The 26,919-nt window shown below is 63.5% G+C and carries 19 protein-coding genes and 1 pseudogene; 16 read left to right on the top strand and 4 right to left on the bottom strand.

Going from position 1 to position 26,919, the window contains the following annotated elements:
- The 8 genes from ABEA12_RS07110 (at position 1) to ABEA12_RS07075 (ending at position 9,296) form a co-directional block, all read left to right on the top strand.
- Positions 1–756: a YebC/PmpR family DNA-binding transcriptional regulator gene (locus ABEA12_RS07110; RefSeq protein WP_210100866.1), complete on the top strand. Its 756-nt coding sequence runs from the start codon at positions 1–3 to the stop codon at positions 754–756.
- Between the two features lie 9 nt (positions 757–765).
- Positions 766–1,374 (top strand): crossover junction endodeoxyribonuclease RuvC, encoded by a 609-nt coding sequence (gene ruvC / locus ABEA12_RS07105; protein WP_210100865.1) that lies wholly within the window; start codon positions 766–768, stop codon positions 1,372–1,374.
- A gap of 149 nt (positions 1,375–1,523) precedes the next feature.
- The gene (ruvA, locus tag ABEA12_RS07100; RefSeq protein ID WP_210100864.1) at positions 1,524–2,141 is read left to right on the top strand and encodes a Holliday junction branch migration protein RuvA; all 618 of its coding nucleotides are present in this window, start codon (positions 1,524–1,526) and stop codon (positions 2,139–2,141) included.
- A 9-nt stretch (positions 2,142–2,150) separates the two neighbouring features.
- Positions 2,151–3,209, top strand: a complete 1,059-nt coding sequence (gene ruvB / locus ABEA12_RS07095) for a Holliday junction branch migration DNA helicase RuvB (protein ID WP_210100863.1) — start codon at positions 2,151–2,153, stop codon at positions 3,207–3,209.
- A 190-nt stretch (positions 3,210–3,399) separates the two neighbouring features.
- Entirely contained in the window at positions 3,400–3,840 is a 441-nt protein-coding gene (gene yajC, locus ABEA12_RS07090; RefSeq protein ID WP_345467206.1) for a preprotein translocase subunit YajC, read from the top strand.
- Positions 3,841–4,056: 216 nt separating this feature from the next.
- Positions 4,057–5,790 (top strand): protein translocase subunit SecD, encoded by a 1,734-nt coding sequence (secD, locus tag ABEA12_RS07085; RefSeq protein ID WP_210100862.1) that lies wholly within the window; start codon positions 4,057–4,059, stop codon positions 5,788–5,790.
- Positions 5,783–6,766, top strand: a complete 984-nt coding sequence (gene secF, locus ABEA12_RS07080) for a protein translocase subunit SecF (protein ID WP_210100861.1) — start codon at positions 5,783–5,785, stop codon at positions 6,764–6,766. The genes secD and secF overlap by 8 nt, the downstream gene beginning before the upstream one ends.
- Before the next feature lie 238 nt (positions 6,767–7,004).
- The gene (locus ABEA12_RS07075; RefSeq protein WP_210100860.1) at positions 7,005–9,296 is read left to right on the top strand and encodes a RelA/SpoT family protein; all 2,292 of its coding nucleotides are present in this window, start codon (positions 7,005–7,007) and stop codon (positions 9,294–9,296) included.
- Positions 9,297–9,616: 320 nt separating this feature from the next.
- On the opposite strand, the gene ABEA12_RS07070 is transcribed toward ABEA12_RS07075, so the two are convergent.
- Entirely contained in the window at positions 9,617–10,957 is a 1,341-nt protein-coding gene (locus tag ABEA12_RS07070) for an MFS transporter (RefSeq protein ID WP_345467201.1), read from the bottom strand.
- Here ABEA12_RS07070 and ABEA12_RS07065 point away from each other — a divergent pair.
- A pseudogene (locus ABEA12_RS07065) lies at positions 10,957–11,583 on the top strand (HD domain-containing protein); the annotation flags it as partial. The gene ABEA12_RS07070 and the pseudogene ABEA12_RS07065 overlap by 1 nt on opposite strands.
- Before the next feature lie 608 nt (positions 11,584–12,191).
- On the top strand, positions 12,192–14,153 hold the full coding sequence (locus ABEA12_RS07060) for a serine/threonine-protein kinase (RefSeq protein WP_210100859.1): 1,962 nt from the start codon (positions 12,192–12,194) through the stop codon (positions 14,151–14,153).
- A 325-nt stretch (positions 14,154–14,478) separates the two neighbouring features.
- Here the strand turns inward: ABEA12_RS07060 and ABEA12_RS07055 are convergent, their stop codons facing one another.
- Together ABEA12_RS07055 and ABEA12_RS07050 are read right to left on the bottom strand one after the other, a co-directional pair.
- Complete coding sequence (locus ABEA12_RS07055) at positions 14,479–15,141, bottom strand: type IV toxin-antitoxin system AbiEi family antitoxin (protein WP_210100858.1); 663 nt, start codon at positions 15,139–15,141, stop codon at positions 14,479–14,481.
- Between the two features lie 174 nt (positions 15,142–15,315).
- On the bottom strand, positions 15,316–17,019 hold the full coding sequence (locus ABEA12_RS07050; protein ID WP_345467196.1) for a DUF349 domain-containing protein: 1,704 nt from the start codon (positions 17,017–17,019) through the stop codon (positions 15,316–15,318).
- Positions 17,020–17,290: 271 nt separating this feature from the next.
- Here ABEA12_RS07050 and hisS point away from each other — a divergent pair, with 271 nt between their 5' ends.
- The 4 genes from hisS to ABEA12_RS07030 all read left to right on the top strand — a co-directional run bounded on the left by hisS (position 17,291) and on the right by ABEA12_RS07030 (position 22,575).
- Positions 17,291–18,628 carry a histidine--tRNA ligase gene (gene hisS, locus ABEA12_RS07045; RefSeq protein ID WP_210100857.1) on the top strand — a complete coding sequence of 446 codons (1,338 nt, stop codon included), beginning with the start codon at positions 17,291–17,293 and terminating at the stop codon, positions 18,626–18,628.
- A gap of 192 nt (positions 18,629–18,820) precedes the next feature.
- Entirely contained in the window at positions 18,821–20,623 is a 1,803-nt protein-coding gene (gene aspS, locus ABEA12_RS07040; RefSeq protein ID WP_210100856.1) for an aspartate--tRNA ligase, read from the top strand.
- Between the two features lie 451 nt (positions 20,624–21,074).
- The gene (locus ABEA12_RS07035) at positions 21,075–21,401 is read left to right on the top strand and encodes a PadR family transcriptional regulator (RefSeq protein ID WP_210100855.1); all 327 of its coding nucleotides are present in this window, start codon (positions 21,075–21,077) and stop codon (positions 21,399–21,401) included.
- Positions 21,402–21,456: 55 nt separating this feature from the next.
- The gene (locus ABEA12_RS07030) at positions 21,457–22,575 is read left to right on the top strand and encodes a hypothetical protein (protein WP_210100854.1); all 1,119 of its coding nucleotides are present in this window, start codon (positions 21,457–21,459) and stop codon (positions 22,573–22,575) included.
- Between the two features lie 56 nt (positions 22,576–22,631).
- Here ABEA12_RS07030 and dtd read toward each other — a convergent pair whose 3' ends face one another.
- On the bottom strand, positions 22,632–23,072 hold the full coding sequence (gene dtd, locus ABEA12_RS07025; RefSeq protein WP_210100853.1) for a D-aminoacyl-tRNA deacylase: 441 nt from the start codon (positions 23,070–23,072) through the stop codon (positions 22,632–22,634).
- Between the two features lie 190 nt (positions 23,073–23,262).
- Here dtd and ABEA12_RS07020 point away from each other — a divergent pair, with 190 nt between their 5' ends.
- Positions 23,263–25,011, top strand: coding sequence for an HNH endonuclease signature motif containing protein (locus ABEA12_RS07020; protein ID WP_210100852.1), 1,749 nt, complete (start codon positions 23,263–23,265; stop codon positions 25,009–25,011).
- A gap of 210 nt (positions 25,012–25,221) precedes the next feature.
- Positions 25,222–26,790: a replication-associated recombination protein A gene (locus ABEA12_RS07015; RefSeq protein ID WP_345467189.1), complete on the top strand. Its 1,569-nt coding sequence runs from the start codon at positions 25,222–25,224 to the stop codon at positions 26,788–26,790.
- Positions 26,791–26,919: the final 129 nt, after the last annotated feature.

Here is a 26,919-nt window from a genome sequence, read left to right as displayed (position 1 = left end):
ATGTCGGGCCACTCCAAATGGGCAACCACAAAACACAAGAAGGCCATCCTGGACAGCAGGCGCGCCAAATCGTTCGCCAAGCTGATCAAGAACATCGAGGTCGCGGCCCGCGCCGGCGGCGCCGACATGGCCGGGAACCCGGGCCTTGAGGTCGCGGTCTCCAAGGCCAAGAAGACCTCGGTACCCGCCGACAACATCGACCGCGCCGTTAAGCGCGGCGCCGGTCTGACCGGCGAAGTCATCGACTACACCGAGATCATCTACGAGGCCCGCGGACCGCAGGGCTCGGCGCTTCTCGTGGAATGCCTGACGGACAACAAGAACCGCGCTGCTTCAGAGGTGCGCCTGGCGATCAACCGCAACGGCGGCACGGTTGCGGACCCCGGCTCTGTGGCGTACATGTTTGCCCGCCAGGGAGTTGTCGGGCTGCCGAAGAAGGACCTCACCGAGGATGACGTGCTCATGGCGGTGCTCGATGCTGGGGCCGACGAAATAAAGGAGGCCGGGGAGAACTTCGAGATCCACAGCGAACCGACCGACCTGCGCGCCGTCGTCAGTGCACTCGAGGAAGCCGGGATCGAATACGAGACCGATGAAATCGAATTCGTTCCCTCGCTGCACGTACAGCTCGATGCCGCCTCGGCCCGCAAGTTCCTTAAGCTTGCCGATGCATTGGAAGAGCTCGACGACGTGCAGAACGTCTACTCCAACGCCGACATCAGTGCCGAGGTCATGGCAGAACTCGAAGAGGACTAGTCCACTTCCATGGCATTGAGAGTGGTGGGTGTCGACCCCGGACTGACCCGTTGCGGGCTGGCCGTGGTCGACGTCGAACCCAACCGCCGGGCCACGCTCGTCGATGTCACGGTGGTGGGAACCGATCCCGGAACCCCGCTTGACCAACGGTTGTTGGCCATCGCCGATGGCATCGACGCGTGGCTCGATGAGCACAAGCCCGACGTCGTTGCCCTGGAGCGGGTCTTCAGCCAGCTGAACGTCAGCACGGTGATGGGCACCGCCCAGGCCTCGGGCGTGGTGATCGTTTCCGCGGCACGCAGAAACATCCCGGTGGCATTGCATACGCCCACTGAGGTCAAGGCTGCGGTGACTGGATCGGGCTCGGCGAACAAGAACGCCGTGGGCAAGATGGTTGCCAAGATCCTGCGCCTGGATGAGCCGCCGTCCCCGGCCGATGCCGCCGACGCGGCAGCCCTGGCCATCACCCATGGCTGGCGCGGAGCGGCGTTCGGCGCTGCAGGGGCAGCCGCTTCCGCCTCCGCACCCCGGCCCGCCGGAGGATCCTCTGGATTGACACCGGCCCAGCGCGCATGGATCGCTGCCGAGGCCAAGGCGCGTTCGGCGAAGGTGCGTTAGCCCGCCGGCTCGCGGTGCCCCGGGATCCGGTGGCGGCGCGTCCGCAAACCTGCCCGCAGAAGCTGTAAGCTGTTCGTAGATATATTCGCATGGCTTGCGTGCTCGATGAGCCTCGCACGCCCAGCCCGGCACCACGGAGGACATCCCAGATGATCAGTACGCTGCGAGGCACGCCGCAACAAGTCAACCTGAACAGTGCGGTCATCGAGGTCGGAGGCTTCGGCATGTTGATCCAGGCGAGCCCTGCGACGCTGGCCGACCTGCAGGTGGACCGCGAGGCTTTGATCCACACTTCCATGGTGGTCCGCGAGGATTCCATGACGCTTTTCGGTTTCGCCAGCGCCGATGAACGCGAAGTCTTCGAGGTGCTCACCGGGGTTTCGGGCATCGGCCCGCGCACCGGCCTGGCGATTCTTTCGGTCCACAGCCCAGAGGAGGTGCGCATCGCCGCCAGCACCAAGGACACCAAGGCCTTCACCAAGGTCTCGGGCATCGGACCCAAGGGAGCCCAGCGTATCGTGCTGGAACTTTCCGGAAAGCTTACCCCCACCGGCGCCCCCGTCCCGGCAGGAAGCACGGCCGCTTCCTCATGGGAGCCTCAGGTCATCGAGGCGCTCACCGGATTGGGCTGGACAGAAAAAGACGCACTCAAGGCCCTTGAAGCCCTGGCTAAGAACGAACCGCAGTTGGTCGCCACCGGCAGCGTGCCGGAAATCCTTCGGGCGGTGCTGCGTTCGTTGGGACGCGGGAACCGGCCCGGAAACTAGGAGTAGGACATGACAGATACCGGTGCGTTGACGAATGCCGGCTCCGAGCCCGAGGAGCGGGTACTCGAGGCAACCCTGCGCCCGAAGAACCTCGATGACTTCGTGGGCCAAGGGCGGGTTCGCCAGCAGCTTTCGCTGGTCCTTGAAGCCTCGAAGATCCGCGAACGCACCGCGGACCATGTGCTGCTCTCGGGCCCCCCGGGCTTGGGAAAGACCACCCTGTCGATGATCATTGCCGCGGAAATGAACGCGCCCTTGCGCATCAGCTCCGGTCCGGCCATCCAACATGCAGGGGACTTGGCAGCGATCCTCTCCTCGCTCACCGAAGGCGAGGTGCTCTTCCTGGACGAGATTCACAGGATGAGCCGTCCGGCAGAGGAAATGCTCTACATGGCCATGGAGGATTTCCGCGTTGACATCATCGTGGGCAAGGGGGCCGGTGCCACCGCCATCCCCTTGGAGATCCCGCCCTTCACCCTTGTTGGTGCCACCACGCGTGCCGGTCTGCTCCCGGGCCCGCTGCGTGACAGGTTCGGTTTCACCGGACACCTGGAGTTCTACAGCGTGGAGGAACTCGAGCTGGTCTTGCGCCGCTCGGCGATGATGCTCTCCCTGAAGGTCAACTCCGCCGCCTTTTTCGAGATCGCCTCCCGCTCGCGTGGCACCCCCCGCATCGCCAACCGGCTCTTGCGCCGGGTGCGCGACTGGGCACTGGTGAACCGGCTCGAGAGCATCGACGCGCGCGCCGCGTCCGCGGCCCTGGAGATGTATGAGGTCGACGCCCGCGGTTTGGATAGGCTCGACCGTGGTGTATTGCATGCGTTGTGCACGAAGTTCGGCGGGGGGCCGGTTGGTCTTTCGACCCTGGCCATCGCTGTCGGGGAGGAGACGGAGACCGTGGAAACCGTCGCCGAGCCTTTCCTTGTCCGGGAAGGGTTGTTGGGGCGGACCCCCCGCGGTCGTATCGCTACGGCTGCAGCATGGAAGCACCTGGGCCTTCGCATGCCGGCGGATGCCGTTTTTGCCGGCGGTGCCGGCTTTGAGCTCGACGACGAGGACGAGGATTAGCCCTGAGCGAACGCCTCAGGGTGTCACCGCCGGGGATTCAAGGCAGATTGGCAGGCTAAATCCCGCCGATGGGCAGGGTTTGCCGGGCAACTGCCTATAGGATGGATGAGCCCACCGGCTGCGCTATAACGATGCCGCGCGCCGTTGACATTGACTGAGAAACAGGTATTTACAAGTGACGGAAAATCTATTGGCCCAACCCGCTACCGGCGGAGGTGGTGGTTTTGACCCGACCATCCTGCTCATGCTTGCCGCTTTCGGCTTGCTGATCTTCATGATGATGCGCGGCCGCAAGAAGGCAGCCAAGGCCCAGGAACAGGTCCGATCCAATCTGGCCGTCGGCGCCGAGGTGATGACCCAGTTCGGTCTTTTCGGCACCATTGCCAGCATCGACACCGACGAGAACAAGATTGTCCTGGAAGTCTCCCCGGGCAGCTTCGTCACCGTGCACTCCCAGGTTGTTGCCAAGGTCGTTGCCCCCGAGACCCCCTCCATGGAGATCCCCGACGATGCTTCGTCGTTGACCTCCGCATCGGTTGAGAGCGCTGAAGAAGTGCAGGGCAACGAGGGTGAAACCCCCGAAGAGACACTGCGCCGCCTCAAAAACGAGGAAAACGGCCCCAAGGCCTAGACACGGCTCTTTCACGCCCGGCAACGGGCAGTGAGCACCAGCCGGATTATTGCATGCCCCTGCTTGCGGACGCATGACCGGTTGGCCATTGACCTTCATCAAGCGGCCCGGAGCGCACCGTACCACGCCCATTGCGCGTTGGGTGGGACGTGCTCCGGGTTTTCCGCGGAATCTTCGTCCCCTTCATGGGAGACGGAACAACCAGAAAGCCCCACGATGTCATCTACTGGTCCGATCAAGCAGGCACGAAAATCCCTGCTGTGGCTCGGCGTTATCTTCCTTATTTCCGCCGTGATCCTGATTACCGGAGTGCTGAGCGGGAAGGCGGCGTTCTCGCCCAAGCTGGCTCTCGACCTTGAGGGCGGTACGCAAATGATCCTGGCACCACGGGTGCAGGGCGGTGCCGCTGCGACGCAGGAGCAACTGGACCAGGCCGTGGAGATCATCCGCCAGCGCGTGGACGGAACAGGTGTCTCCGAAGCGGAGATCACCACACAGTCGGGGCGCAACGTCGTTGTTTCGATGCCAGGTGTCCCCGATGCCCGCACCCGTGAACTGATCCAGGCCTCGGCCAACATGGAGTTCCGCCCGGTGATCCTGTCAGGGCCGTTCACCGCGGTTCCCGAGGGGGAGCGCCTTCCCAAGGCGGATCTGCCAAAGCCGACCGGTGAGCCGGAGAACGCCTCGGACACGAACTGGATCGACGCAAAGCTCTACAAGCAGTTCGAGAGCTATGACTGCCCCTCCGAACTCGGCCAGGGCGCCGAGGAAACCCATGACTCGGCCAAGCCGATGATCTCCTGCGACCCCGATGTCGGGGCGAAGTACATCCTGGGCCCCGTCGAGGTCCCCGGAGCCGACATCTCCGATGCGTCATTCGGGATGTCCCGCGGCCAACAGGGCGCAGTGACCGGGCAGTGGGGCGTGAACATCGAGTTCAACTCCGCCGGCAAGGCTTCCTTCGCGGAGGTCACCCAGCGCCTGGTTACTCTTCAGGGCAGCCAGAACCAGTTCGCGATCGTGCTTGACGGCACCGTGATCTCCGCTCCTACCACCAACTCGGTGATCCCGGACGGGCGAGCCGAAATCACCGGTAACTTCACCGAGCAGAGCGCAAAGGCACTGGCCGACCAGCTGAAGTTCGGCGCACTGCCGATCAGCTTCGAAATCCAGTCCGAGCAGCAGATTTCCGCGACCCTGGGTTCCGACCAGTTGCGCAGCGGCCTGATCGCAGGCGTGATCGGCCTGTTCCTGGTCGCCGTCTACTCGATCTTCCAATACCGCCTGCTGGGACTGGTCACCATCGTCTCGCTGCTGGTCTCGGGTGTGCTGACCTACCTTGCACTGGTGTTGCTGGGGTGGTCGATGAACTACCGGCTCTCGCTGGCCGGTGTTGCCGGTTTGATCGTGTCCATCGGGCTGATCGCCGACTCGTTCATCGTCTACTTCGAACGCATCCGTGACGAGCTTCGTGACGGTCGCCCGTTGCCCTCCGCTGTTGAGATCGGTTGGAAGCGCGCCAAACGCACCATCCTTGCGGCCAAGGCCGTTAACATCCTCGCTGCGATCGTGCTGTACATCGTTGCCGTGGGCAACGTTCGTGGCTTCGCCTTCACCCTCGGGTTGACGGCCGTTGTCGATATCATTGTCGTCTACCTGCTCACCCACCCGATCCTGCAGATCATCTCCAAGACCAAGTTCTTCGGTGAAGGCCACCGCTTTTCCGGTCTTGACCCGTCGTTGCTCGGTGTCGTCCCGCTATACCAGGGCGCCGGCAAGGTCCGCAGCTTCAGCACGGAGGCCGAGGCAGCACGCGGGAAGAAGAACGCAAAGGCAGCAAGCGAGGCCGAACGCCGGCAGACCATTGCCGAGCGACGCAAGGCCGCGGTAGGTACCGCGGCGCCGAGAAAGCAAGACGAACGTGCGGATAAGGATTCTTCAAATGGCTAGTCTCGCAACGTGGGGCAATGAGCTCTACACCGGAAAGCGGTCCTACCCGTTTACCGGAAAGCGCAAAACCTGGTTCGTCGTTGCGGCGGTCCTTGTCCTTCTTTCCATCCTGGTTCCCGTGGTCAAGGGCGGGTTCAACCTCGGCATTGAGTTCCGCGGCGGATCCGAGTTCACCATTTCCAAGGTCGACCACGTCGATATCGCCGTCGGGGAACAAGCCGTGGTTGATATCGCGCCAGACCACCACCCACGCGTGACCAACATTGCCCCGAACACCATGCGCGTGCAGACGGACAAGCTCAGCGATGACCAGACGCTGTCCGCCGCGGAGGCCCTGGCATCTGCCTACGGTGTCACCAAGGCCGAAGTCACCTCGACGTTCGTGGGCCCGACCTGGGGCGCGGACGTTTCCAAGCAGGCGCTGATCGGGCTTGTGGTGTTCGTGGTGCTCGTCGCGCTGCTGATGGCCATCTACTTCCGGACGTGGAAGATGTCCCTTGCCGCGATCATCGGGCTGCTTTCTGTGGTGGTCATCACCGCGGGCGTCTATGCGCTCTCGGGTTTCGAGGTCACGCCGTCCGCGATTATCGGCTTCCTGACGATCCTGAGCTACTCGCTTTATGACACGGTGGTTGTCTTTGACAAGATCCGTGAAAACACGGCCGGTTTCACCGAGCAACACAAGCGCACCTTCGAGGAACTGGTGAATCTGGGCATCAACCAGACCTTGGTGCGCTCGATCAACACCTCGGTGGTTGCCGTGCTTCCGGTGGCCTCGATCCTGTTCATTGGCTCCTACCTGCTGGGTGCCGGCACGTTGAAGGACCTGTCGCTGGCATTGTTCATCGGCATCATCGTCGGCACCCTGGCAACGATCTTCACCCAGGCACCGCTGTACTCGTGGCTGCGCCACAACGACGCCGATGTCCTGGCCCACAACAAGAAGATCGAGCAGGGCCGATTGGCCAACGCCTAGACCCGCACTGCTGGCGGTCCGTGGATCGGCACAACGACGGCGGGGTACCGGAGGTTGACTCCGGTACCCCGCCGTCGTTCGTCGCTCCCGCAGTGCTATAACCTAGCAAGAGGACACAGGACGTTAATTCGTTGCCAGAGGCACGCCCGGGGTTTGCGCCCGGGGCGGATGCAGCAAACCCCTTAAGCGGGTACGGCAATCGCCACCACAACGGAGCCCGATTGAGAGGAGGCATCTGATGGCGGAGAACAACGGTGCCATGGTGCCAGGGGCTCCGAATCCCGCAGCCAAGCTCGGTACGATTTCGAGGCTGGTTCGTCTGGCGGGGCGCGGCAGCACGGCACAGCCACCGACCCTCGAGCCATTGCTGCGCACGGTGCGTGCGCAGAACCCCAAGGCCGATATCGATCTGCTGGCCCGGGCCTATGCCGTGGCCGAACGCTGCCACGAGGGCCAGAAGCGCAAGAGCGGGGATCCCTACATCACCCACCCGGTGGCGGTGGCCACCATCCTTGCCGAGATGGGCATGACCGGTGCCATCCTGGCCGCCGCACTGTTGCATGACACCGTCGAGGACACCGAGTACTCATTGGAGCAGCTCACCAAGGAATTCGGCGACGAGATCGCCAAGCTCGTCGACGGGGTCACCAAGCTCGACAAGGTCCAGTTCGGCGAGGCCGCGCAGGCCGAGACCGTGCGCAAGATGGTTATCGCAATGTCAAAGGACATCCGGGTGCTGCTGATCAAGCTTGCTGATCGCCTGCATAACGCACGCACCTGGCGCTACGTCTCCCCGGAATCCAGTGCCAAGAAGGCTCGCGAAACCCTGGAGATCTTTGCCCCGCTGGCCCACCGCTTGGGCATGAACACCGTGAAGTGGGAGCTGGAGGACCTGTCCTTTGCCGCTCTGCACCCCAAGGTGTATGAGGAAATCGTGCGCATGGTGGGGGAGCGGACCCCCGAGCGCGAGAAGTATCTCTCCACGGTGCGCGGCGCCATCTCCGAGGACATTGCCGCCGCGCGGCTCAAGGCCACTGTCAGCGGCCGGCCCAAGCACTACTACTCGATCTACCAAAAGATGATCGTGCGCGGCAAGGATTTCGATGACATCCATGACTTGATGGGTGTTCGCGTGCTGGTGGACACCGTCAAGGACTGCTATGCGGTGCTTGGCCTCATGCATGCGCGGTGGACCCCGCTGCCTGGGCGTTTCAAGGACTACATCGCCCTGCCCAAGTTCAACTTGTACCAGTCCCTGCACACCACGGTGATTGGCCCCGGCGGCAAACCGGTGGAAATCCAGATCCGCACCATCGACATGCACCAGCGTGCCGAGTACGGTGTTGCGGCGCACTTCAAGTACAAGCATGGTGCCGGGCAGGATGCCGGCTCCGTGGAGCAGCAGGACATGGACTGGCTGCGCAGCCTCATGGACTGGCAGAAGGAGACCTCGGACTCCAACGAGTTCCTGGACTCACTGCGCTACGAGATCAACACCGCCGAGGTCTTCGTTTTCACGCCCAAGGGACAGATCATGTCTCTTCCGGCCGGATCAACACCCGTTGACTTCGCCTATGCGGTGCACACCGATGTAGGGCATCGCACCATCGGTGCACGGGTCAACGGCAAGCTGGTGCCGCTGAACAGCGAATTGGACCACGGGGACATGGTAGAGGTCTTCACTTCCAAGGCCGAAGGCGCCGGTCCCAGCCAGGATTGGCAAGGCTTCGTCAAGTCCGCCCGGGCGCGGAACAAGATCCGCCAGTGGTTTACCAAGGAACGGCGCGAGGAAGCCATTGAAAAGGGCAAGGAGCAGCTGACCCGCGCGCTGCGCAAGAACAACCTGCCGCTGCAAAAGCTCATGACCCACGATGTGCTCTCCGCTGTTGCCCAGGAGCTGCGCCATCAGGACATTTCCGCCCTCTACGCGGCTGTCGGTGACGGGCACACCTCCGCGCAGAACGTCATTGAGCACCTCTCCGCCATGGTGGGCGGAAAAAACGGTACCGTCGCGGAGGTGCTGGAGGAAACCCCGATCTTCGACGCTCCGGTGCGGGCCTCGAACGCCGATGCCGGGGTCATTGTCCCGGGTGCCGGAGAAGTGCTGGCCAAGCTGGCCCGCTGCTGCACCCCGGTTCCCCCGGATCCGATTCGCGGGTTCGTCACACGGGGCTCCGGGGTCTCGGTGCACCGCACCGACTGCGTCAACTTCAAGGAACTCGAAAACCAGCCCGACCGGTTGGTCGAGGTCCAATGGGCCCCGACGAAGTCAAGCGTTTTCCTCGTCGAGATCCTTGTGGAGGCACTGGATCGCAAGTCGCTGCTCTCGGATGTGACCCGGGTGCTTTCTGAGAACCACGTGAACATCCTGGCGGCCAGCGTCACCATCTCCCGCGACCGGGTGGCCTTCTCCAAGTTCGCCTTCGAGATGGGTGATCCGAAGTACCTCAGCCACGTGTTGAACGCCGTGCGACGGATCGATGGGGTGTATGACGTGTACCGCACCTCCGGGGGCAACCGCCGCTCCTAGTGCCGGACATCGGGGTATTTGGAATTCGTGCGTGGGGCTTTCGAAGTCGTTGCATGCGCGGGCAGGGTAATGAGCCAGGGGGGATCCGATCGGGGGGAAGGCCCTAGCGGTACATGGGGCATGTAGCTTGGTCCGTAGTGGTGCCACGTGTACGCCGAGTTGTGTCGCACAGCGCACCAGGCTGGGTGAGGTGAACAACAGCCACCGCCCATGGACGGAAGAAGGCAATCCGGCACCGGGTAGGTTACACCCGTTCTCTCTGGCAATGCAGTGGTCGTTGAATGCCGCGGGCTTGTCGGTGCTCTGTGTTGCCACCTCGATCATGTCAAGGGGGACTTGGGCCCGCGCGCGAGTGCCAACGGCAAGGTTGCCAGCGAGATCCCCGCAGTGACCAGCAATGCCGTAGGGAATGAGAAGCCTGCTGCCAACGCTCCGACGAGGACAGAGCCCACACCGGTTCCCGCATCGAAACCCATGTTCCATACGGCGCTTGCCGTTCCATACTGTGCAGGCCGAACGACGGAGAGGGAGAGAAGCAGTGTGAGGTTTTGCAGTCCGCCGTAGGCGATGCCGATAAGTGCCATGGATAGCAGAAACACGGGTACTTGGGTCGCGTCGGGATCCTTCACGGCGCTGGCCGCCAAAACCAGCCCAACGACGGTGAGCAGGACCAGTGGCCAGAGGAACGATTTTGTCCCGTGACGGTCGGCCAAAGCGCCGACACCCGAACGGCTCACGGCGGCGGTGGCGGTCAAGAGGGCCAGGCCGCCGGTCGTCCCGGCCGGCGACGAGCTCATCTGCGGAGCGAACGTGATCAGGGCGCCACCGGCGAGTGTGACCGCCAAGAGCAGGGTCATCGGCCGCAACAGGCCGTCGGGCAGCCCTGGGATCCATCGACGCTGCGCAGTGGAAGTCGTGGGATGTTCCAGGTCATCGATGGCGGGGATGGCACGGTGTCTGGCCTGCTGTGCTTCGCGCTCCCGCAGGGACAGGGCCAGCCGCGGTGCTGCCACGATGCCGAGCAACGGAAGCGTACCGAGCGCGAATACCATCCAGAATCCAAGGGTTTCGGCCAGCCACGGGCCTGCGGGCAACAACAATAGCTGGGGCACCGCGATCGCGGCCCCGTAAGCGCCGATGGCCGCACCGTGCCTGGCTGGCGCGACGAGGTGGGCCACCGCTGCGGATCCGGTCACGGTCAGGATCCCGAAGCCAACTCCGCGAATGAGTGACAGGGTGAGGACCCAGCCGAGTTGGTCGGAAAGGAGCATGAGCAGGGAAGGTGCGCCCAGCAGAAGGAGACCGGCGGCGAGCACCCGGCCTGTGCCCAGTCGCCTGAGCAAACGGGGGACGAACCCCTGGGTGAGTACCGTGGCCAGAAGCAAGGCCCCGTTGACGAGACCGGATCCGGCCTCGTCCGCGCCTCCGCGGACCGCCCACAGCGGGGCCATGGGCAGAAGGGCGGCGAAACCGGCGAAACCGGCCGCAGTCAGGGATAGCAGCGCCGGCATTCCGGGGACACGCCACACGGAATTCTGGGTTGATGGATCGGGGTTGTTCACGAAGCCCAACCCTAGCAAGCCCGGGCCCTGATCCCGTTGATGCGCCGGAAGCAGTGCCAGAAAGACGAATGCGGCATTGGCAACGGCCGTTTCGAGCAATGTTCAAAGCCATGGTGCCAGGGGCCCCGAATCCCGCAGCCAAGCTCGGTACGATTTCGAGGCTGGTTCGTCTGGCGGGGCGCGGCAGCACGGCACAGCCACCGACCCTCGAGCCATTGCTGCGCACGGTGCGTGCGCAGAACCCCAAGGCCGATATCGATCTGCTGGCCCGGGCCTATGCCGTGGCCGAACGCTGCCACGAGGGCCAGAAGCGCAAGAGCGGGGATCCCTACATCACCCACCCGGTGGCGGTGGCCACCATCCTTGCCGAGATGGGCATGACCGGTGCCATCCTGGCCGCCGCACTGTTGCATGACACCGTCGAGGACACCGAGTACTCATTGGAGCAGCTCACCAAGGAATTCGGCGAGGAGATCGCCAAGCTCGTCGACGGGGTCACCAAGCTCGACAAGGTCCAGTTCGGCGAGGCCGCGCAGGCCGAGACCGTGCGCAAGATGGTTATCGCGATGTCAAAGGACATCCGGGTGCTGCTGATCAAGCTTGCTGATCGCCTGCATAACGCACGCACCTGGCGCTACGTCTCCCCGGAATCCAGTGCCAAGAAGGCTCGCGAAACCCTGGAGATCTTTGCCCCGCTGGCCCGCGCGCTGCGCAAGAACAACCTGCCGCTGCAAAAGCTCATGACCCACGATGTGCTCTCCGCTGTTGCCCAGGAGCTGCGCCATCAGGACATTTCCGCCCTCTACGCGGCTGTCGGTGACGGGCACACCTCCGCGCAGAACGTCATTGAGCACCTTTCCGCTATGGTGGGCGGAAAGGACGGTACCGTCGCGGAGGTGCTGGAGGAAACCCCGATCTTCGACACTCCGGTGCGGGCCTCGAACGCCGATGCCGGGGTCATTGTCCCGGGTGGCGGAGAAGTGCTGGCCAAGCTGGCCCGCTGCTGCACCTCCGTTCCCCCGGATCGGCGGTGTGTAGGAGGTATACCGCATCTCTGGGGGCAACCGCCATTCATGGGTTCCGCCGCACTCTTTGGCCCATGGAGAACGGTCCCGGTCTCCATGGGCCTTCGACGGTGCCTGACCAAGAAGCTGCGGCCGTGCCGAAACCGCACTCCCACCTGTGTTGAGCCAGGACGGCGAAAGCAGAGATACGAATTTTGGTTAGGTATTGGTTTGTACCAACGCACGGGATGAAATTAGACTGAGTGCAAACAAGCAGTTCCATGGCCTTACCGTGTTCGCTGCACCCCAAGTTTTTGTGAAAGGTTTCCATGTCGCGTGCGCTGGGCAGCAAATACGTATTGGGGGAAAGCATCGGTAAGGGAGCGATGGGTGAGGCGTTCCGGGGAACCGATCACCAAGGCAACGTATTGGCTTTCAAGCTCCTGCATGCCGAAATGGCGGATGACACCGAAGTCGTTCAACGCTTTGTGCTTGAGCGCTCAATCCTTGTGGCTTTGAACGGTGAAAATCTCGTGGAGGTCCATGACCTGGTCATGGAGGGGGAGACCTTGGCCATCGTCATGGACCTTATCAGCGGCGGTGACCTGCGCACAGCCATCATCAACCACGGACCGTTCGCTCCGTCGGAGGTCTGCCGGATCGGCGCCGGGATTGCACGCGGGCTCTCGGTGGTCCACGCCGCGGGGATCATCCATCGCGACATCAAACCTGCCAACATCTTGCTCGCCGAACCCGCCGAGACCCCGGTCCCCAAACTGACCGACTTCGGAATCTCTTCGCTCATCGACGTCGACCATTTTCACCGAACCACTGTGGTGGGAACCCCGCAGTACATTGCCCCGGAGATAGCCGCAGGCCACCCCGGACTTCCGGCCTCGGATCTATATTCGCTCGGCATTGTGCTCTACGAAATGGCGGTGGGGGTCACTCCGTTTGCCGGTGGATCGGTGTTGGCCGTATTGCAACGCCACAGCACCACGGAAGCGGCCCGACCTGAGGGCATTCCCGACGAGCTGTGGAACATGATCAGCGTACTGCTGGCGAAAAGCCCGGCCCAGCGACCCGCTGATGCAGCCGAAGTCGCCACGTCACTTGACAGGCTCGTGGCTCTCCTAGCAGCCTTCCCACCAGCGGCGTGGCTGGACGCCCCACCCGAACCCCTGCCTCTCTCCGATGCGACGACACTGGTGACGCTGCCCGCAGAGGTCGAGGCACCGGCCACCGCCCTCCCTGCCACTGAAGTCATGCCCGCGGACGCAGGGCACCCCAAGAAGTTGCCATGGATGGCGGGGCAGGGTGTGGCCGATCTGCCAAACACCGTTGCCGAGCGCCCGGGCAATCAGCCATCTGTACCATCCGATGTCCCCGATGCCGCTTCGGGCTACCTGGGGGGCGGGCCCTCTTCGCCTCAGGGGGATGCCCCTGCGGGGAGGAGCCGCGGATCACGGGGCGTCCTGTTCGTGGTCGTTGGCGTCGTGCTAGCACTGGCGCTTGCTGGTGCCGCGGTGTTCTTCTACTTCAATGGGACCAAGGACAATCCGACCGGGCCAAATCCACAAGCCGAAACCACTGCACCGAGCTCCGGGCCTATCCAACAAGCCAAGGGCACGGCACCGGATCTGCGGGGTATGACCATGACCGAGGCCCGTGCTGCCCTGCCGACGAACGTTAAACTTGTAGTGACCAGGGCACCGGAAGCGGACGTCCCTCTTGGGCAGATCAGTGTGCAGGACCCGGCCGTAGGCGAAAAACGAGGCGACACGCTGACTGTTGGAATCGTGTATGCCGAGGAAAGTTCTGCCCCCGAAGCCACCGAAACCCCCGAAACGCCGACGTCCCCGACGGCAGACCCGGAGTCGGGCTTCCAAGGAGCAGAGTCCACGCCCGTTCCGTCTCAAGGGTCTTGGACGGACATGGGCGGGGCCAAATTGCGCGGTGCTGTCCACGACCACGCACTTGGAGCGCGAATCTGTGGTGCCGCTGGGCCTGAGAGCGGAAAAGTTGTTTACGACCTTGCCGGTAAATTTGAAAGCTTCACGACCACCGTGGGCCTCAGCGAAGCCGCCGAGGCCCACGGCACGACTGCGCAGATCGAGGCCATCATTGACGGAGTCGTCTATGACTCGGCCACCATCTCCAAGGACTCATTCCGGGAGTGGGATATCGACTTGGCAGGGGCCTCGACGTTGGAATTCAATTGGGACAGTGACAATTGCGGATCCGCCTCTGAGATGCTCTGGCTAGGCAGCCCAGTTTTCAGCTCGCGCTAGATGTGGCATGACTGCGCCCGCGTCGATCTCGAGGTCCTCCGGCAGACCAGTGCTCCGTTCATGCATCGGACTGATACCCGGAGCCGTATCGGCTGACCCGCCTTCCTTGGCGCACCGAAACTGCGCTGTGCTCCAAGTCGGTTTGCTGAACCTTTTCCGGGCGGGACCGGTGCAGATTCCAGATCCTTGGTTTGGACGGGTTCGACTTTGGGCGCCGCCTCGGAGCGTTAACCACACTCCTGCCATATTTGATTCTTGCCGCCCGCGGCCGATAGGGAGGTGCCGACCGGTGTCTGGTTTTCCCCAATGCCAGGCCGTGCGAGTATCATGGAACGGCGGAGATATGCCTGTCCATGAGCCTGGTCATCGCCAACAGCGCCCGCCTTCGTCCGGGCCTGCGCACTTGGGTTTCGATTGACTCCAGCATCTGCCGGTAGTTGCAGCGAAGCCGTGGCGCGGCGTTGATGGCAGCGAGCACCGGCATCGAATCAATGAGGTCCGAGTTGAAGGAAATGTCCATCGCCGTGCGTAAGGGTGAAGTGACAGAGATACCGCCGATGGTGCAGATCTGATCCTCATCCATGATGCCCTCACTTAGACGCAGTACCATGCCCGAGTTCGGTGCGCAGGGGCGATGGTAGCGCGGCACCAGGATATCGAGTTCGTTGGGCATCGGCGCGCATCCGTAGACCCATGCCGCGGTGCATTTGCATAGGGCGCGACCCGGAATGAATTGTTCGCCCGCCACTGCGGCGGCGACCCGGGCCCGGGTGGCTGGAGAATGCGGGTGCTCGGCCGAGACGTACGCTCCGGGCAAGACTTCACGCAATGATCCACGCAGGCGCAAGGCTTGCAGCTCGTTGCGTGAAAATGGCGAATCGACAAGAACCACCCGGGGGACAGGCTGCGTCAGGGCGCGAGCGGACGAGGGTGCTGTGACCTGATGGAGATCCCGGCCGTTGCCGCGAGCGATATCTGTGGTTTCCATGGAACCACTCTCACAGCCACGAGTGCCTTGGCGGCAGGGTGGCGGCGCAAATTGTGGATAAGTGGATAAGGCGCGGTGCTGCACCATGTGACGGTATCAGGACGAAGAAAACGCCCGGTGTGTCCCCGTGCCGTGGAACGACGACACACCGGGCGCCCATGTTGCGTGTTTTCGCTACTGGAAGTCGGCTGCCGACTTCTGCAGGGTTTCGAGCCATAGACGACGTGCGTCCAGGGCTTCCTGGGCGGACTTGATCTTGGACTCCACGCCCTTGGTCTTTGCCTTGGCAAGGTCCTCTTCAAGCCCGGTGATCGCATCCTCGAGCTGGGTGAGCATCGAATTCGAGCGTGCCTTGGTTTCCGGGTTGGATCGGCGCCACTGCTCGTCCTCCGCCGAACGCACAGCCTCTTCAACCTGGCGCAGCGAGGATTCCACGCGCTGCATGTCGGCGCGCGGAACCTTGCCCGCGGCCTCCCAGCGTTCGCGGATCGAGTCCAACGACTTTTTGACCGAGACCAGGTCCTTGATCGGCAGCAATGCCTTGGCCTCGACCAGCAGTGCGTCCTTGACCACGAGGTTCGCGCCGAACTCCTCGTCGATGGCAGCGTTGGCTACCGCACGAGCCTCAAAGAACACGTCCTGGGCTGCGCGGAAGCGTGCCCACAGGGCGTCGTCGTCCTTGCGCGATGCGCGCTTGGAGACCTTCCACTCGTCCATCAGGCGGCGGTACTCACCGGCCGTTGCTCCCCAATCGCTGGAGTGCGAGAGCTCCTCTGCGCGAGCGATCAGCGATTCCTTGGTGCCTTTGGCCTCGGCGTTGCTGGAGTCGAGTTGGGAGAAGTACGCGCGGCGGTGGCGATCGAAGGTGGTTCGTGCCCCGCGGAAACGCTTCCACAGGTTGTCTTCGGTGGACCTGCCCAGGCGGACGCCGGACTTCTGCGCGCTCTTCCAAGCGTCAAAGAGGTCGTTCATCCGGTTTGAGCCCTGCTTCCACTGAACGGTGGAAGGATCAAGTGCGGCCATGGTCTCTGCCTCGGCGACAATGGCCTCGCGAGCGGCAAGCTCGGTTGCACGCAGTTCCTCATTGGCCTTGCGCTCAAGGGCGACCAGTTCCGCCACGGCGGTGCGGGCGTTCTCGATGCGGGCCTCGAGTGCAGGGATGTCTCCGACCATGGCACGCTCGGCCACGGTGGCGGCCAAGTGGTCAATGGTCTTGTTCATGTCCGAGCTCGGGGCCTTGGCCACGACGCGCTGTTCAAGGAGCATCAGGGAGGAAACAACCTCATCATGCTTGCGCACGAAGTAGGCGAGGGCTTCCTCGGCGGTGGCGTCGGGGTACTGGCCCACCGGGTGTTCGGTCCCGTCAATGATCACAAAGACGTGACCGTCCTCGGAAACGCGGCTGACCTTCGCGGCTTCCTCCAGCGGGGTGGTGAAGGTCGGGGGTGCGGCAACGGGAGCCGGTGCCTTGGACGCCGGCTTTCCTGCCCGGCGCGGTGCTCCCGGTGTCGGCGCTACGGCTGCCGGAGTCGGGATGGCCCTAGTGGTCGGTGCTGCCGGGACGGGCTTGGCCTTTTCGGCTTCGGCATCGACCGGGGTGGTTTCCGCAGGCGCTTCTGTGCCCTGCTGCGCTGGCGCGTCTTCGACGGAGGCAGTTTCGGTCGGAGCGGCGGTTTCGGCGCCAGGCTGTTCTGCTTCCACCGGAGCGGCTTGCGCTTCGATTCCCTGCTCGGTGGCTTCGTTCGCCTCCGTTACGGGTGCATCCTCGGCCGCAGGCTGGGCGGATGCCTGGCCCGTGGTGCCGGTGCTTTCGGGTTGCTGCTCCTCGGCCGCTGCTGCTGGCTGGAGATTGTCGTCGGATTGCTGACTGGTGGTCACCGCTGAAACTCTTTCGCTAAGGATCGGCCCCGGATTATGCCCCGGAACACAAGTGTCTCCGCCACTTTACCTGCCATAGGTCTTCCGTTGGTACTTTGCAGCCCCGATTCGATGACGCATTCACGTCGTTTCGCCCTCGGCGCACCGGCGCGACAGTAGACTTGGTAACCTGCGTGTCCGCACAAGCCGGAGCGGTCCCTCCAACGGGTCCCTCCCACGGCCGGCACACCGACAAACCCAGCTTTCCCTCTTCCTTAGGAGTACAGACTTCATGGCACGCAAGGCCTCAATATCCGGCTTCCCCGAATGGCTCCCACAGGAGCGAGCTGTGGAACAGCACGTCCTTGATACGCTGCGCCGGATCTTCGAGTTGCATGGGTTCGCCAACATCGAGACCCGGGCCGTGGAAACAGTCGGACAGTTGCTGCGCAAGGGCGAGATCGATAAGGAGGTCTATGGACTCTCCCGCCTGGCCGCAGAGGAAACCGCCAAGAACGACCCCAACGCGCTTGCCTTGCACTTCGATCTCACCGTTCCCTTCGCCCGCTACGTGGTGGAAAACGCTGGGCACCTGGACTTCCCGTTCCGCCGCTACCAGATGCAGAAGGTTTGGCGCGGTGAACGCCCGCAGGACGGTCGCTTCCGCGAGTTCACTCAGGCCGACATCGATGTGGTCGGTGACGGGAACCTGCCCTTCCGCTACGACGTCGAACTGGCACTGGTCATCGCCGAAGCCCTTTCAGCCCTTCCTATCGGGGACTTCCGGCTGCGCGTGAATAACCGCAAGCTCGCCGAGGGCTTCTACCTTGGCCTTGGCCTTGAAGACACCGCCGGGGTGCTGCGCTCGATCGACAAGCTGGAAAAGATCGGCGATGCGAAGGTCGCCGAAGCGCTCAAGAACGAACTCGGCGCCACCGAGGAACAGGCCGCCGCTGCCCTGGCGCTGGCCCGGATCTGCACCGCGGACACCTCCTTCGTTGAGCAGGTCCGCGCCTTGGGCATCACCCACCCGCTGCTGGAAGAAGGGCTGGACGAGCTCTCCCAGGTCATCGAGGCCGCCGTGCGCCGAGCCCCGGGCAAGGTGGTGGCCGACATGTCCATTGCCCGCGGACTGGACTACTACACCGGTACCGTCTACGAGACCGTCCTGGTGGGCCACGAGTCCCTGGGCTCGATCTGCTCGGGCGGTCGCTACGAGTCTCTGGCCTCCACCAGCAAGAAGAACTACCCAGGAGTGGGCCTGTCCATCGGGGTCACCCGCCTGGTCTCGCGCATGCTCGCCGAGGAAACGGCCACCGCCGCGCGCACCGTTCCCTCCGCGGTGCTTGTCACCCTGGCCGACGACGGCTCCTGGAACGAGGCCCAGGATGTCGCAGGTGCCCTGCGCTCCCGCGGAATCGCCTGCGAGGTCGCGGCGAAGGCAGAGAAGTTCGGCAAGCAGATCAAGTACGCGGACAAGCGCGGGATCCCCTTCGTCTGGTTCACCACGCAGGAGGGCGAGCATGAGGTCAAGGACATCCGCAGCGGCGAACAGGCCGCTGCGGACCCGGCAACCTGGATGCCGGCCGCGGCCGACCTGGCAAACCAGGTCACAGCCACCGTGAAGTAGACCGCCGAGGGCACTTGGCGTGAGTCAGCACACAACGGTCCGCCAAGCGGTGCCGCCGCTGCGTCGCTTGGCGGTAAACTCGCACATAGATTCTTCCCGACCGCACCGAACCAGCTTGTCCCACGCGCCATCGGCGCTGGGACGCCGGCCGGACAACATGCGGAAATTCGCACCTTTGTAGAAAGGAATGCAGTGCTACGCACTCATCAGCTCGGCACCTTGAACGCCGAGAACATCGGAGAAACCGTCACCCTCACCGGTTGGGTGGCACGCCGCCGCGACCACGGCGGGGTCGCCTTCCTGGATCTGCGCGACGCCTCGGGCTTCGCCCAGGTCGTGGTGCGCGAAGAGGAAGTCTTCCACCCGCTGCGCAACGAATACGTCCTGCAGATCACCGGCAAGGTCGAGCGCCGCCCAGAGGGCAACGAGAACCCCGCGCTGCCCACCGGGCAGATCGAGGTCATGGCCGAGACCGTCGTGGTGCTGAACACCGCCGCGCCGTTGCCCTTCCAGATCGATGAGCACGTCCAGGTCGGAGAGGAAGCGCGCCTGCGCCACCGCTACCTCGATCTGCGCCGCCCGACCCCGAACCGCAACATCCGCCTGCGCTCCGAGGCCAACCGCATCGCACGCAACCTCTTGCATGACGACGGCTACGTGGAAATCGAAACCCCGACGCTGACCCGTTCGACTCCCGAGGGCGCCCGCGACTTCCTGGTCCCGGCACGCCTGGCACCGGGATCCTGGTACGCACTGCCGCAGTCCCCGCAGCTGTTCAAGCAGCTGCTGCAGGTCGGCGGCTTTGAGAAGTACTACCAGATCGCCCGCTGCTACCGCGACGAGGACTTCCGCGCCGATCGCCAGCCCGAGTTCACGCAGCTGGACATCGAGGCCTCGTTCGTCGAGCAGGATGACATCATCGCGTTGGGCGAGTCCCTGGTGAAGGAACTGTGGAAGCTGATCGACGTCGAGATCCCGACGCCGATCGCCCGCATCACCTACCACGAGGCGATGGCCAAGTACGGTTCGGACAAACCGGACCTGCGCTTCGGCCTCGAGCTGCGTGACCTGACCGAATTCTTCAAGGACACCGGCTTCGGTGTCTTCAAGGCCCCGCACGTCGGTGCCGTTGTTATGCCCGGCGGGGCCTCACAGCCCCGGCGCACCCTTGATGGCTGGCAGGAATTCGCCAAGCAGCGCGGGGCCAAGGGCCTCGCCTACGTGCTCTACAAGGAGGACGGGGAGCTCACCGGCCCGGTTGCCAAGAACCTCAACGATGTCGAGCGTGCAGGCCTGGCCGAGGCGACCGGGGCCAACCCGGGGGACTGCATCTTCTTCGCCGCCGGCACCAAAAACGAGGCCCGTGCCCTGCTTGGCGCCGCTCGCGTGGAAATCGGCCACCGCACCGGCTTGATCAAGGAAGGCGACTGGGCCTTCGTCTGGGTCGTCGACGCCCCGATGTTCGAACCTGCCGCGGCCGCGGTCGCATCCGGTGACGTTGCCGTGGGGACCGGAGCCTGGACCGCTGTGCATCACGCGTTCACCTCGCCCAAGCCCGAGTTCATGGACACCTTCGACACCGACCCGGAGAACGCCCTGGCCTACGCCTACGACATCGTGTGCAACGGCAACGAGATCGGTGGCGGTTCGATCCGTATCCACCAGGCCGCGCTGCAGCAACGCGTGTTCAAGATGATGGGTATCGATGAGGAGGATGCGCAGGAGAAGTTCGGCTTCCTTCTCGAAGGATTCAAGTACGGAGCCCCGCCGCATGGCGGCATCGCATTGGGCTGGGACCGCGTGCTGCAGCTGCTCACCGGCTCGGACTCGATCCGCGACGTCATCGCTTTCCCCAAGACCGGCGGCGGTTTCGACCCACTGACTTCGGCACCGGCGCCGATCACCATCCAGCAGCGCAAGGAAGCCGGCGTCGACTCGAAGCCGGAGCCCAAGAAGGCAGAGAACAACGAGCCCGCAGAGGCCGCGGCCAAGTAGTTCCGCATCGCCTTCCGAAGCGGTTTCATGGGGGTGTCCACCAATCGCGGTGGGCACCTCCATGTGCGTGGACGGGCATGGGCTTGTGGAGGCGATTGCGCGCTGTTCCCGCTTAGGCCCACGGGAGGGGGTGGCCGCACACAGGGCGGGTTTTCGGCAGGATTATTGCTCTGCCCGGACGTCCGGCAGCAACCGTTTTTTACGGTTGGAGCCAGATGGTCACAACCGGGGGAACCGCTTGGAGGACAGGTATCGCGAAATGTGGAAAACCTTGTTATGGTTTTAAACCTAGGTAAATTCCTGACTTAGCTCGTATTCTTCAAGGGTGCGTTAGCCACGGTACCCGCCCTTCAACAAAAGGCCACGACTTGACCCTCTCGGCAGCGCGATTCCCCGATACCGGGCTTCCCGCTCCTGGCACGAAATCCAGCCGTTGGGCGGGGGAGCGGCCGTGCTAGCGGTGGGCAAGGAGTTCCCCGGTACCTGGCAGCGCGCGTTTCTTCCCTTGAGCCTGCTCGATGCCCTGGAAGGCGGACCCAACCACGGATATGCCCTGGGCCAGATGCTCGAGACCCGTGGGTTCCCACCCATCAAGGGTGCGACGCTGTATCCCGCACTGGTCAAGCTCGAATCCGCCGGTTTCATGGAGAGTACCTGGGTGGATGGCGAAGGGGCCCCCGGGCGCAAGGTCTACACGCTTACCGGTACCGGCCGGGGCCACCTGGCTTCCCAACGCGAGCTCTGGGCGTTCTTCCAAGAAGCCGTGCTGCGCGAGTGATCCACCGGAGCCGAACCGTCCACATATCGAAAAGCCACGAGCTTGGAGCGCTAAAATGATCCACCGCGACCGAAGCACTTCACCTTACGACGCCGAGCTGCTGGCCTGGCCCGAAGAACATCGAGAATGGGCAAGGACCGCCCGGGGAACCATGTTTCTCTTTGGTGCCAACGAATCAGCGGTTGATTCCCTGCTGGCCGAAGCACGGCAATGCGTCGAGTCCAGCGACCAAACTCCCACCGACCTCTTCGGCAAGCCCGAATCCTACGGCCGCAGCAAGGGCCGGGGATTGCGCACACCGGTGTCCTTGCTGGAAGGGTCGCTGCCGTTCTCCACGATGGCCGGAGCGTCGCAAGTTCTCTTGATTTCCTTGGGCATGCTGCTCTTCTTTCTGGGGATCTGGCTCGGTTTTTCCGACGGCTGGCGGGAACCTAGCTTCAGCGGCCCGGTCTTGTTGCTCTTCTTGTTGGTAACAGGACTCGTGGGGCTGGGGTTTTGGGGCTGGGTGGTGCATACCCGGGGTCGGATCGGGTCTGCACGTGCACTCTGGTTCGTCGCATTGGCAGCCTGCGCCGCAGTGATCTCCTTGGTGGCCTACCTGGACGATTTCGCGCTGCCGGGCCCGCCGAATTGGATCATGCCGGTGGCTGGGGCCGGTCTGTGTGTCGTGGCCTTCAAATTTCCCCAAGCAAGGGAGCGGGCGCTGGTTGATGACACACACTGGGCCGATGCGCGATGGTTTGCCCGAGCGGAAAACCTGCTGCGTGGGCGCTACCACTTCTCCCGTGCGCAGGCTGTCGAATCGTTGCGTGAATCCAAGGACCACCGGCTGCGCGCCGGGGACGCTGAATCGTTGGCTGCCGAGTTCGGCAACGTAGAGGTGTTCGCCGCGCAGCTTGCAGCCTCGAATCCTCCTGCGATCAAGCGAGGAGTGTTGATCCGGCGCGTTGCGTCCGTGTCCGCACTGCTTATCTGGGGCGCTGTCATCCTTTTGCCCATGTTGCTCGAGGACGGGATAACCGTGCTGACCGCATTTGGCGTGATTGCGTGGATCTTGTTTCTTGCCGGCGCCATCAAGGCATGGCGGCAAGCCCCGATGGAGACTCAAACACGGCGCCTGAAACGAGAACGCGACCAGATGGCCGCCACGCTGGGCGCGGACGATAAGAACTAGGGACGGAGACGCCTTTCCGGGGTAGAAGCTGGAAGCAGGCACAAGTGCCGTGGCAGCTAACCCGGCAGCTCGTCGGTATCGACTATGAGGGTGTATGGACCGGAATTCACCAGCGAAACCTCCATCATGGCACCAAACACACCAGCTTCGACGTGCGCGCCCAGGGCGCGCAAATTGGCCAAGAACTCCTCGTACAACGGTTCGCTCACGGCCCCGGGAGCTGCATTCGTCCAGCCCGGACGGCGCCCCTTGCGCACATCCCCGTACAAAGTAAACTGGCTGATCACCAGCAGCGGTGCGCCCACGTCCTCACAGGATTTCTCATCCCGGAGCATCCGCAAACGCCATATCTTGGCCGCCAGCTTCGCCGCGAGCGCAGGGGTATCTCCATGGGTCACCCCCAGCAACACCACCAGACCCGGTCCCTTGATCTCACCGACAAGTCGGCCTTCCACTTCCACCGACGCCCGGGAAACAACCTGCACCACTGCCTTCATCCATCCACCTTCAGATCATTGTCCGCGGCCGCAGCATTTTTCACCGCCGTGCCGATGCCGGACCGTACGATACTACCGACAGCCGCGGTCCATCCATTCATGACCGCCGGTCCTGTGCCCTCCCTCAGTTCCCCGCACATCAGGCTGTTTCCCGATGCGTATCTGCCTGAAACGGCGCATGCTTTGAGGCATGGGCACCACACTTTTTACGCCCCTGACGGGGCCCACGAGCACCGCGGAATTTGGCCAGCAACTGGCCACCGCGGCACTTGCCCTGTCCACAGCAACAGCAGAACTCGGAAGCGTACCTCTGGATGCTGCCTCCACCGCGGTGATGATGGGACTGATCGAGCGGATCTACCGAATCGCCTGCTATGCCCAGCTGGTCGTTACCCAGCGCGCCGAGACGGCCGGGATCCATCAACTGGACCCCTCCACCGCACAACAAATCGATGAACTTGTCGCAACGCTATGGCCGCTGGCCGACGGAACCTCAACCATGCCTCCCGAGGTATTGCGCCAAGGGATGGCCCCGTACCGCAACACTCAGGCATTCATGCAGGCGCACCTGCATATATCCACCTCTGAGGCACGGCGTCGAGTCACCGGCGGCAGGCTCCTTGTTGCCCCGCCATCACCTGGATCCAGCCACAAGGCCGCACCGGCGGAACCGAGCTACCCGATCCTGGCCCGGGCCGCATCCGATGCCAGCGCGGACGTCTCCAACCTCACCACCATGGCAGGCCGGCTCGAATCCATGCAACCACGGATAAGGACACGCTCAGACGCCGAAAACATGAACGCAGCCATCGAGGAGTCCCTGGCCCGGGAAGCACGCACCAGCGACCCAAAGATCTGTGGACAAGCCCTGCGCGACTGGGACAACTTCCTTTCGGAAAACGGCACCCCCATCAGCGACGAGGAAATACGGGCCAAGCGGGGCATGTTCTACAGAGGCTACCGAGATGGCAGCGACGAGTTCCTGCTCCGATGCGCCCCCACCGACTCCGAAGTCCTTCTCTCATTCAGCGAGGCGTGGACAAATCCCCGGTCGTTGAAATCGCCGCCGTTTTCCACCTCGACGACATCTGGGACCACAGCTGACGAAGAAATGAGTGTGCCAGTGGATGGCCCCACACGTGCCGGTGGCAGAAGCGCGCGGCCAGATCCCCTCGAATCATCTGCCTCCGGCACTCCGACGTTTTCCCCGTCGGGAACACCCGCGCCGGAATGGGCGAGGGCCGCTGGCACCGACGAGGCGGATATCCCGTTAAGCGAGCTGGAGTGCGGGCTTCCTCCCGAAGGATCGGGTTCTGATCCCATGACCGGCTTCGATGTCCGAACCAATCCGCAATTACTTTTGGACGCGCTCATCGCCGCGTGCACGGGCGCGATAAACGGGGCCGGTATCGCCGAATCAGGTGGCATGAGGGTCAGGGTCGGTGTGCTGATTGACTACCGCAGCCTGCTGGGCCAATGCGAGGATGCAGGGCTCACCGCCCACAACCGCCCCATCTCCGCAGCCAACATCAGACGCTTGGCCTGCGACGGTGACATCCTGCCAGCGGTGATGGGTGAGAACGGTGCGGTCCTGGAACTCGGCCGTGAAATCCGCGGGTTTACCAACGCCCAACGCAGGGCCATCGCCATCCGTGACCGTGGCTGCGTCATCCCGGGCTGTATGCGGCCGGCATCGATGTCTGAGTGCCACCATGTGATCCCCTGGAGCGAGGGTGGTCCGACAAACGTTTCGAATGCCGCACTGGTGTGTGAATTCCACCATTTGCAGGTCCATGCCGGTCTGATCAAGCTCAAGTCAATAGACGGCGTTCCGCACGTCGTTGAAATCGAGGGACAACCGCGCGGCGCCCCGCAACGAAACCTTTACTGGCATCCACGCCTACGCACTGCCGGCTATCAGGCGTCGTTGTTTGGCTGAAACCGCACGACGGGCCATCTCCGACGGGGGAAACCCGGCCTTGCGGACACCTTGAACACCCGGGTGCTGCTGAACCGCGCACACGATGATGTTCCCCCACATCACGTGATGGGCCTTCCCAAGCAGCATCCGGGCCTTCCGCCATCGGGCAATCAGCAAGGGTGCCACATGGTGGAAGCAACCGACCGGTCACTCTACTAGGCTGGTGGAGTGAACGATCTGCTCAGCGCCTTGGGTGACGACGAGGACAACAACGAAGAACATGTGCGGCCGCGCGCACCATTGGCCGTGCGCATGCGCCCGCGCTCAGTTGAGGAACTCGTAGGCCAGCAACACCTCCTCAAGGCAGGTTCACCGTTGCGCCAATTGGCAGGCATCGACGGCCCTGGCCCTTCGGGTCCCTCCAGCATCATCCTCTGGGGGCCTCCCGGCACTGGTAAGACCACCATCGCGCACGTCATTGCACGGGCCCCGGGACGCCGCTTCGTTGAACTCAGCGCCATCACAGCCGGGGTCAAGGACGTCCGACGGGTCATGGATCAAGCGCTCGAGGACCGCGACCTGCGCGGGGCCACCACGGTGCTTTTCCTCGACGAGATCCACCGCTTCAACAAGGCCCAGCAGGATGCGCTGCTGCCCGGGGTCGAGAACCGCTGGGTTGTGTTGGTCGCTGCCACCACAGAGAATCCCTCATTCTCGGTGGTGTCCCCTTTGCTTTCGCGCTCGCTGCTGCTCACGTTGCGTCCGCTGGAAGAGGAAGACATCGCCGCCCTGATCACCCGAGCCTTGGCCGACGAACGGGGATTCAACGGCGATCTGGTGCTGGATCCGCCCGCGCTGGACCACTTGGTCCGCATGGCCGGGGGAGATGCCCGCCGAGCGCTGACCGCCCTCGAAGCCGCTGCCGGCGTTGCCTGGAGCGCTGCCGAATCGCACGGGCTGCTGGCCAAGGGAACCGAGCCGGAACATATAGAAGGAACAGCCGAAACCGCTAGAGGGCTGCCAGTGGATGCGACGGAAGATGCCAATACGGCTCCCTCCGCTGATCCCGCCGCCATGGATCCGGAAGCCGGCGCAGTCCAAGCCGTCGACGAGGAACAAATCGGCGGTTTGTCTCCCACGGGCCAGATTGTCATCACCATCGAACACACCGAACGGGCAATGGACGCCGCGGTCCAGCGCTACGACAAGGCAGGCGACCAGCATTACGACATCATCAGTGCTTTCATCAAGTCTGTCCGGGGCTCGGATGTGGATGCAGCGCTGCACTACCTGGCCAAGATGCTCGAGGCCGGTGAAGATCCACGCTTCATCGCCCGCCGCATCATGATCAGTGCCTCTGAAGACATCGGCATGGCAGATCCCACGGCCCTGCAAACAGCCGTCGCCGCAGCCCAGGCCGTGGCGCTGATCGGCATGCCGGAGGCCCGGCTCATCCTGGGCCACGCAGTGGTCCACTTGGCCACCGCACCGAAATCCAATGCCGCATACAACGCCATCAATGCCGCAGTTGCCGATGTGCGTGCAGGCCGCGGCAGAGGGGTTCCCACGCACCTGCGTGACTCGCACTACCCCGGTGCCCAACAGCTGGGCCACGGCAAGGGCTACATCTATTCCCACGACGCACCGCACTCGGTGGCCAGCCAGCAATACGCGCCCGATGACCTGGTGGGCAAGGACTACTACACGCCCACCACCAACGGGGCCGAACGCGGCATCGGGGAACGTGTCGAACGCATCCGCGGCATCATCAGGGCCAAGGACCGCCGAGGCACGTAACCACCCGAAGTTCTTGGCGTATCTCACACCTCCAACAGGCACCAGATGTGTACTTTGGGTTTGCTCACGGTGGTAGGATTGTTCCTTGGCTGGCAAGCTGCCCAACTGCAAACCACCCGGAACCTCGGT

The organism is Paeniglutamicibacter antarcticus, assembly GCF_039544305.1.
Lineage (GTDB): Bacteria > Actinomycetota > Actinomycetes > Actinomycetales > Micrococcaceae > Paeniglutamicibacter > Paeniglutamicibacter antarcticus_C.
The sequence above is the reverse complement of the archived record's forward strand: the minus strand, read 5'-3'. Positions and strand labels throughout refer to the sequence as shown.

What these genes read in the sequence shown, in the direction of transcription:
- ABEA12_RS07110 (WP_210100866.1), top strand. Translation starts at nt 1, where the DNA reads ATGTCGGGCCACTCCAAATGGGCAACCACAAAACACAAGAAGGCCATC.
- ruvC (WP_210100865.1), top strand. Translation starts at nt 766, where the DNA reads ATGGCATTGAGAGTGGTGGGTGTCGACCCCGGACTGACCCGTTGCGGG.
- ruvA (WP_210100864.1), top strand. Translation starts at nt 1,524, where the DNA reads ATGATCAGTACGCTGCGAGGCACGCCGCAACAAGTCAACCTGAACAGT.
- ruvB (WP_210100863.1), top strand. Translation starts at nt 2,151, where the DNA reads ATGACAGATACCGGTGCGTTGACGAATGCCGGCTCCGAGCCCGAGGAG.
- secD (WP_210100862.1), top strand. Translation starts at nt 4,057, where the DNA reads ATGTCATCTACTGGTCCGATCAAGCAGGCACGAAAATCCCTGCTGTGG.
- secF (WP_210100861.1), top strand. Translation starts at nt 5,783, where the DNA reads ATGGCTAGTCTCGCAACGTGGGGCAATGAGCTCTACACCGGAAAGCGG.
- ABEA12_RS07075 (WP_210100860.1), top strand. Translation starts at nt 7,005, where the DNA reads ATGGCGGAGAACAACGGTGCCATGGTGCCAGGGGCTCCGAATCCCGCA.
- ABEA12_RS07060 (WP_210100859.1), top strand. Translation starts at nt 12,192, where the DNA reads ATGTCGCGTGCGCTGGGCAGCAAATACGTATTGGGGGAAAGCATCGGT.
- ABEA12_RS07055 (WP_210100858.1), bottom strand. Translation starts at nt 15,141, where the DNA reads ATGGAAACCACAGATATCGCTCGCGGCAACGGCCGGGATCTCCATCAG.
- hisS (WP_210100857.1), top strand. Translation starts at nt 17,291, where the DNA reads ATGGCACGCAAGGCCTCAATATCCGGCTTCCCCGAATGGCTCCCACAG.
- ABEA12_RS07030 (WP_210100854.1), top strand. Translation starts at nt 21,457, where the DNA reads ATGATCCACCGCGACCGAAGCACTTCACCTTACGACGCCGAGCTGCTG.
- dtd (WP_210100853.1), bottom strand. Translation starts at nt 23,072, where the DNA reads ATGAAGGCAGTGGTGCAGGTTGTTTCCCGGGCGTCGGTGGAAGTGGAA.
- ABEA12_RS07020 (WP_210100852.1), top strand. Translation starts at nt 23,263, where the DNA reads ATGGGCACCACACTTTTTACGCCCCTGACGGGGCCCACGAGCACCGCG.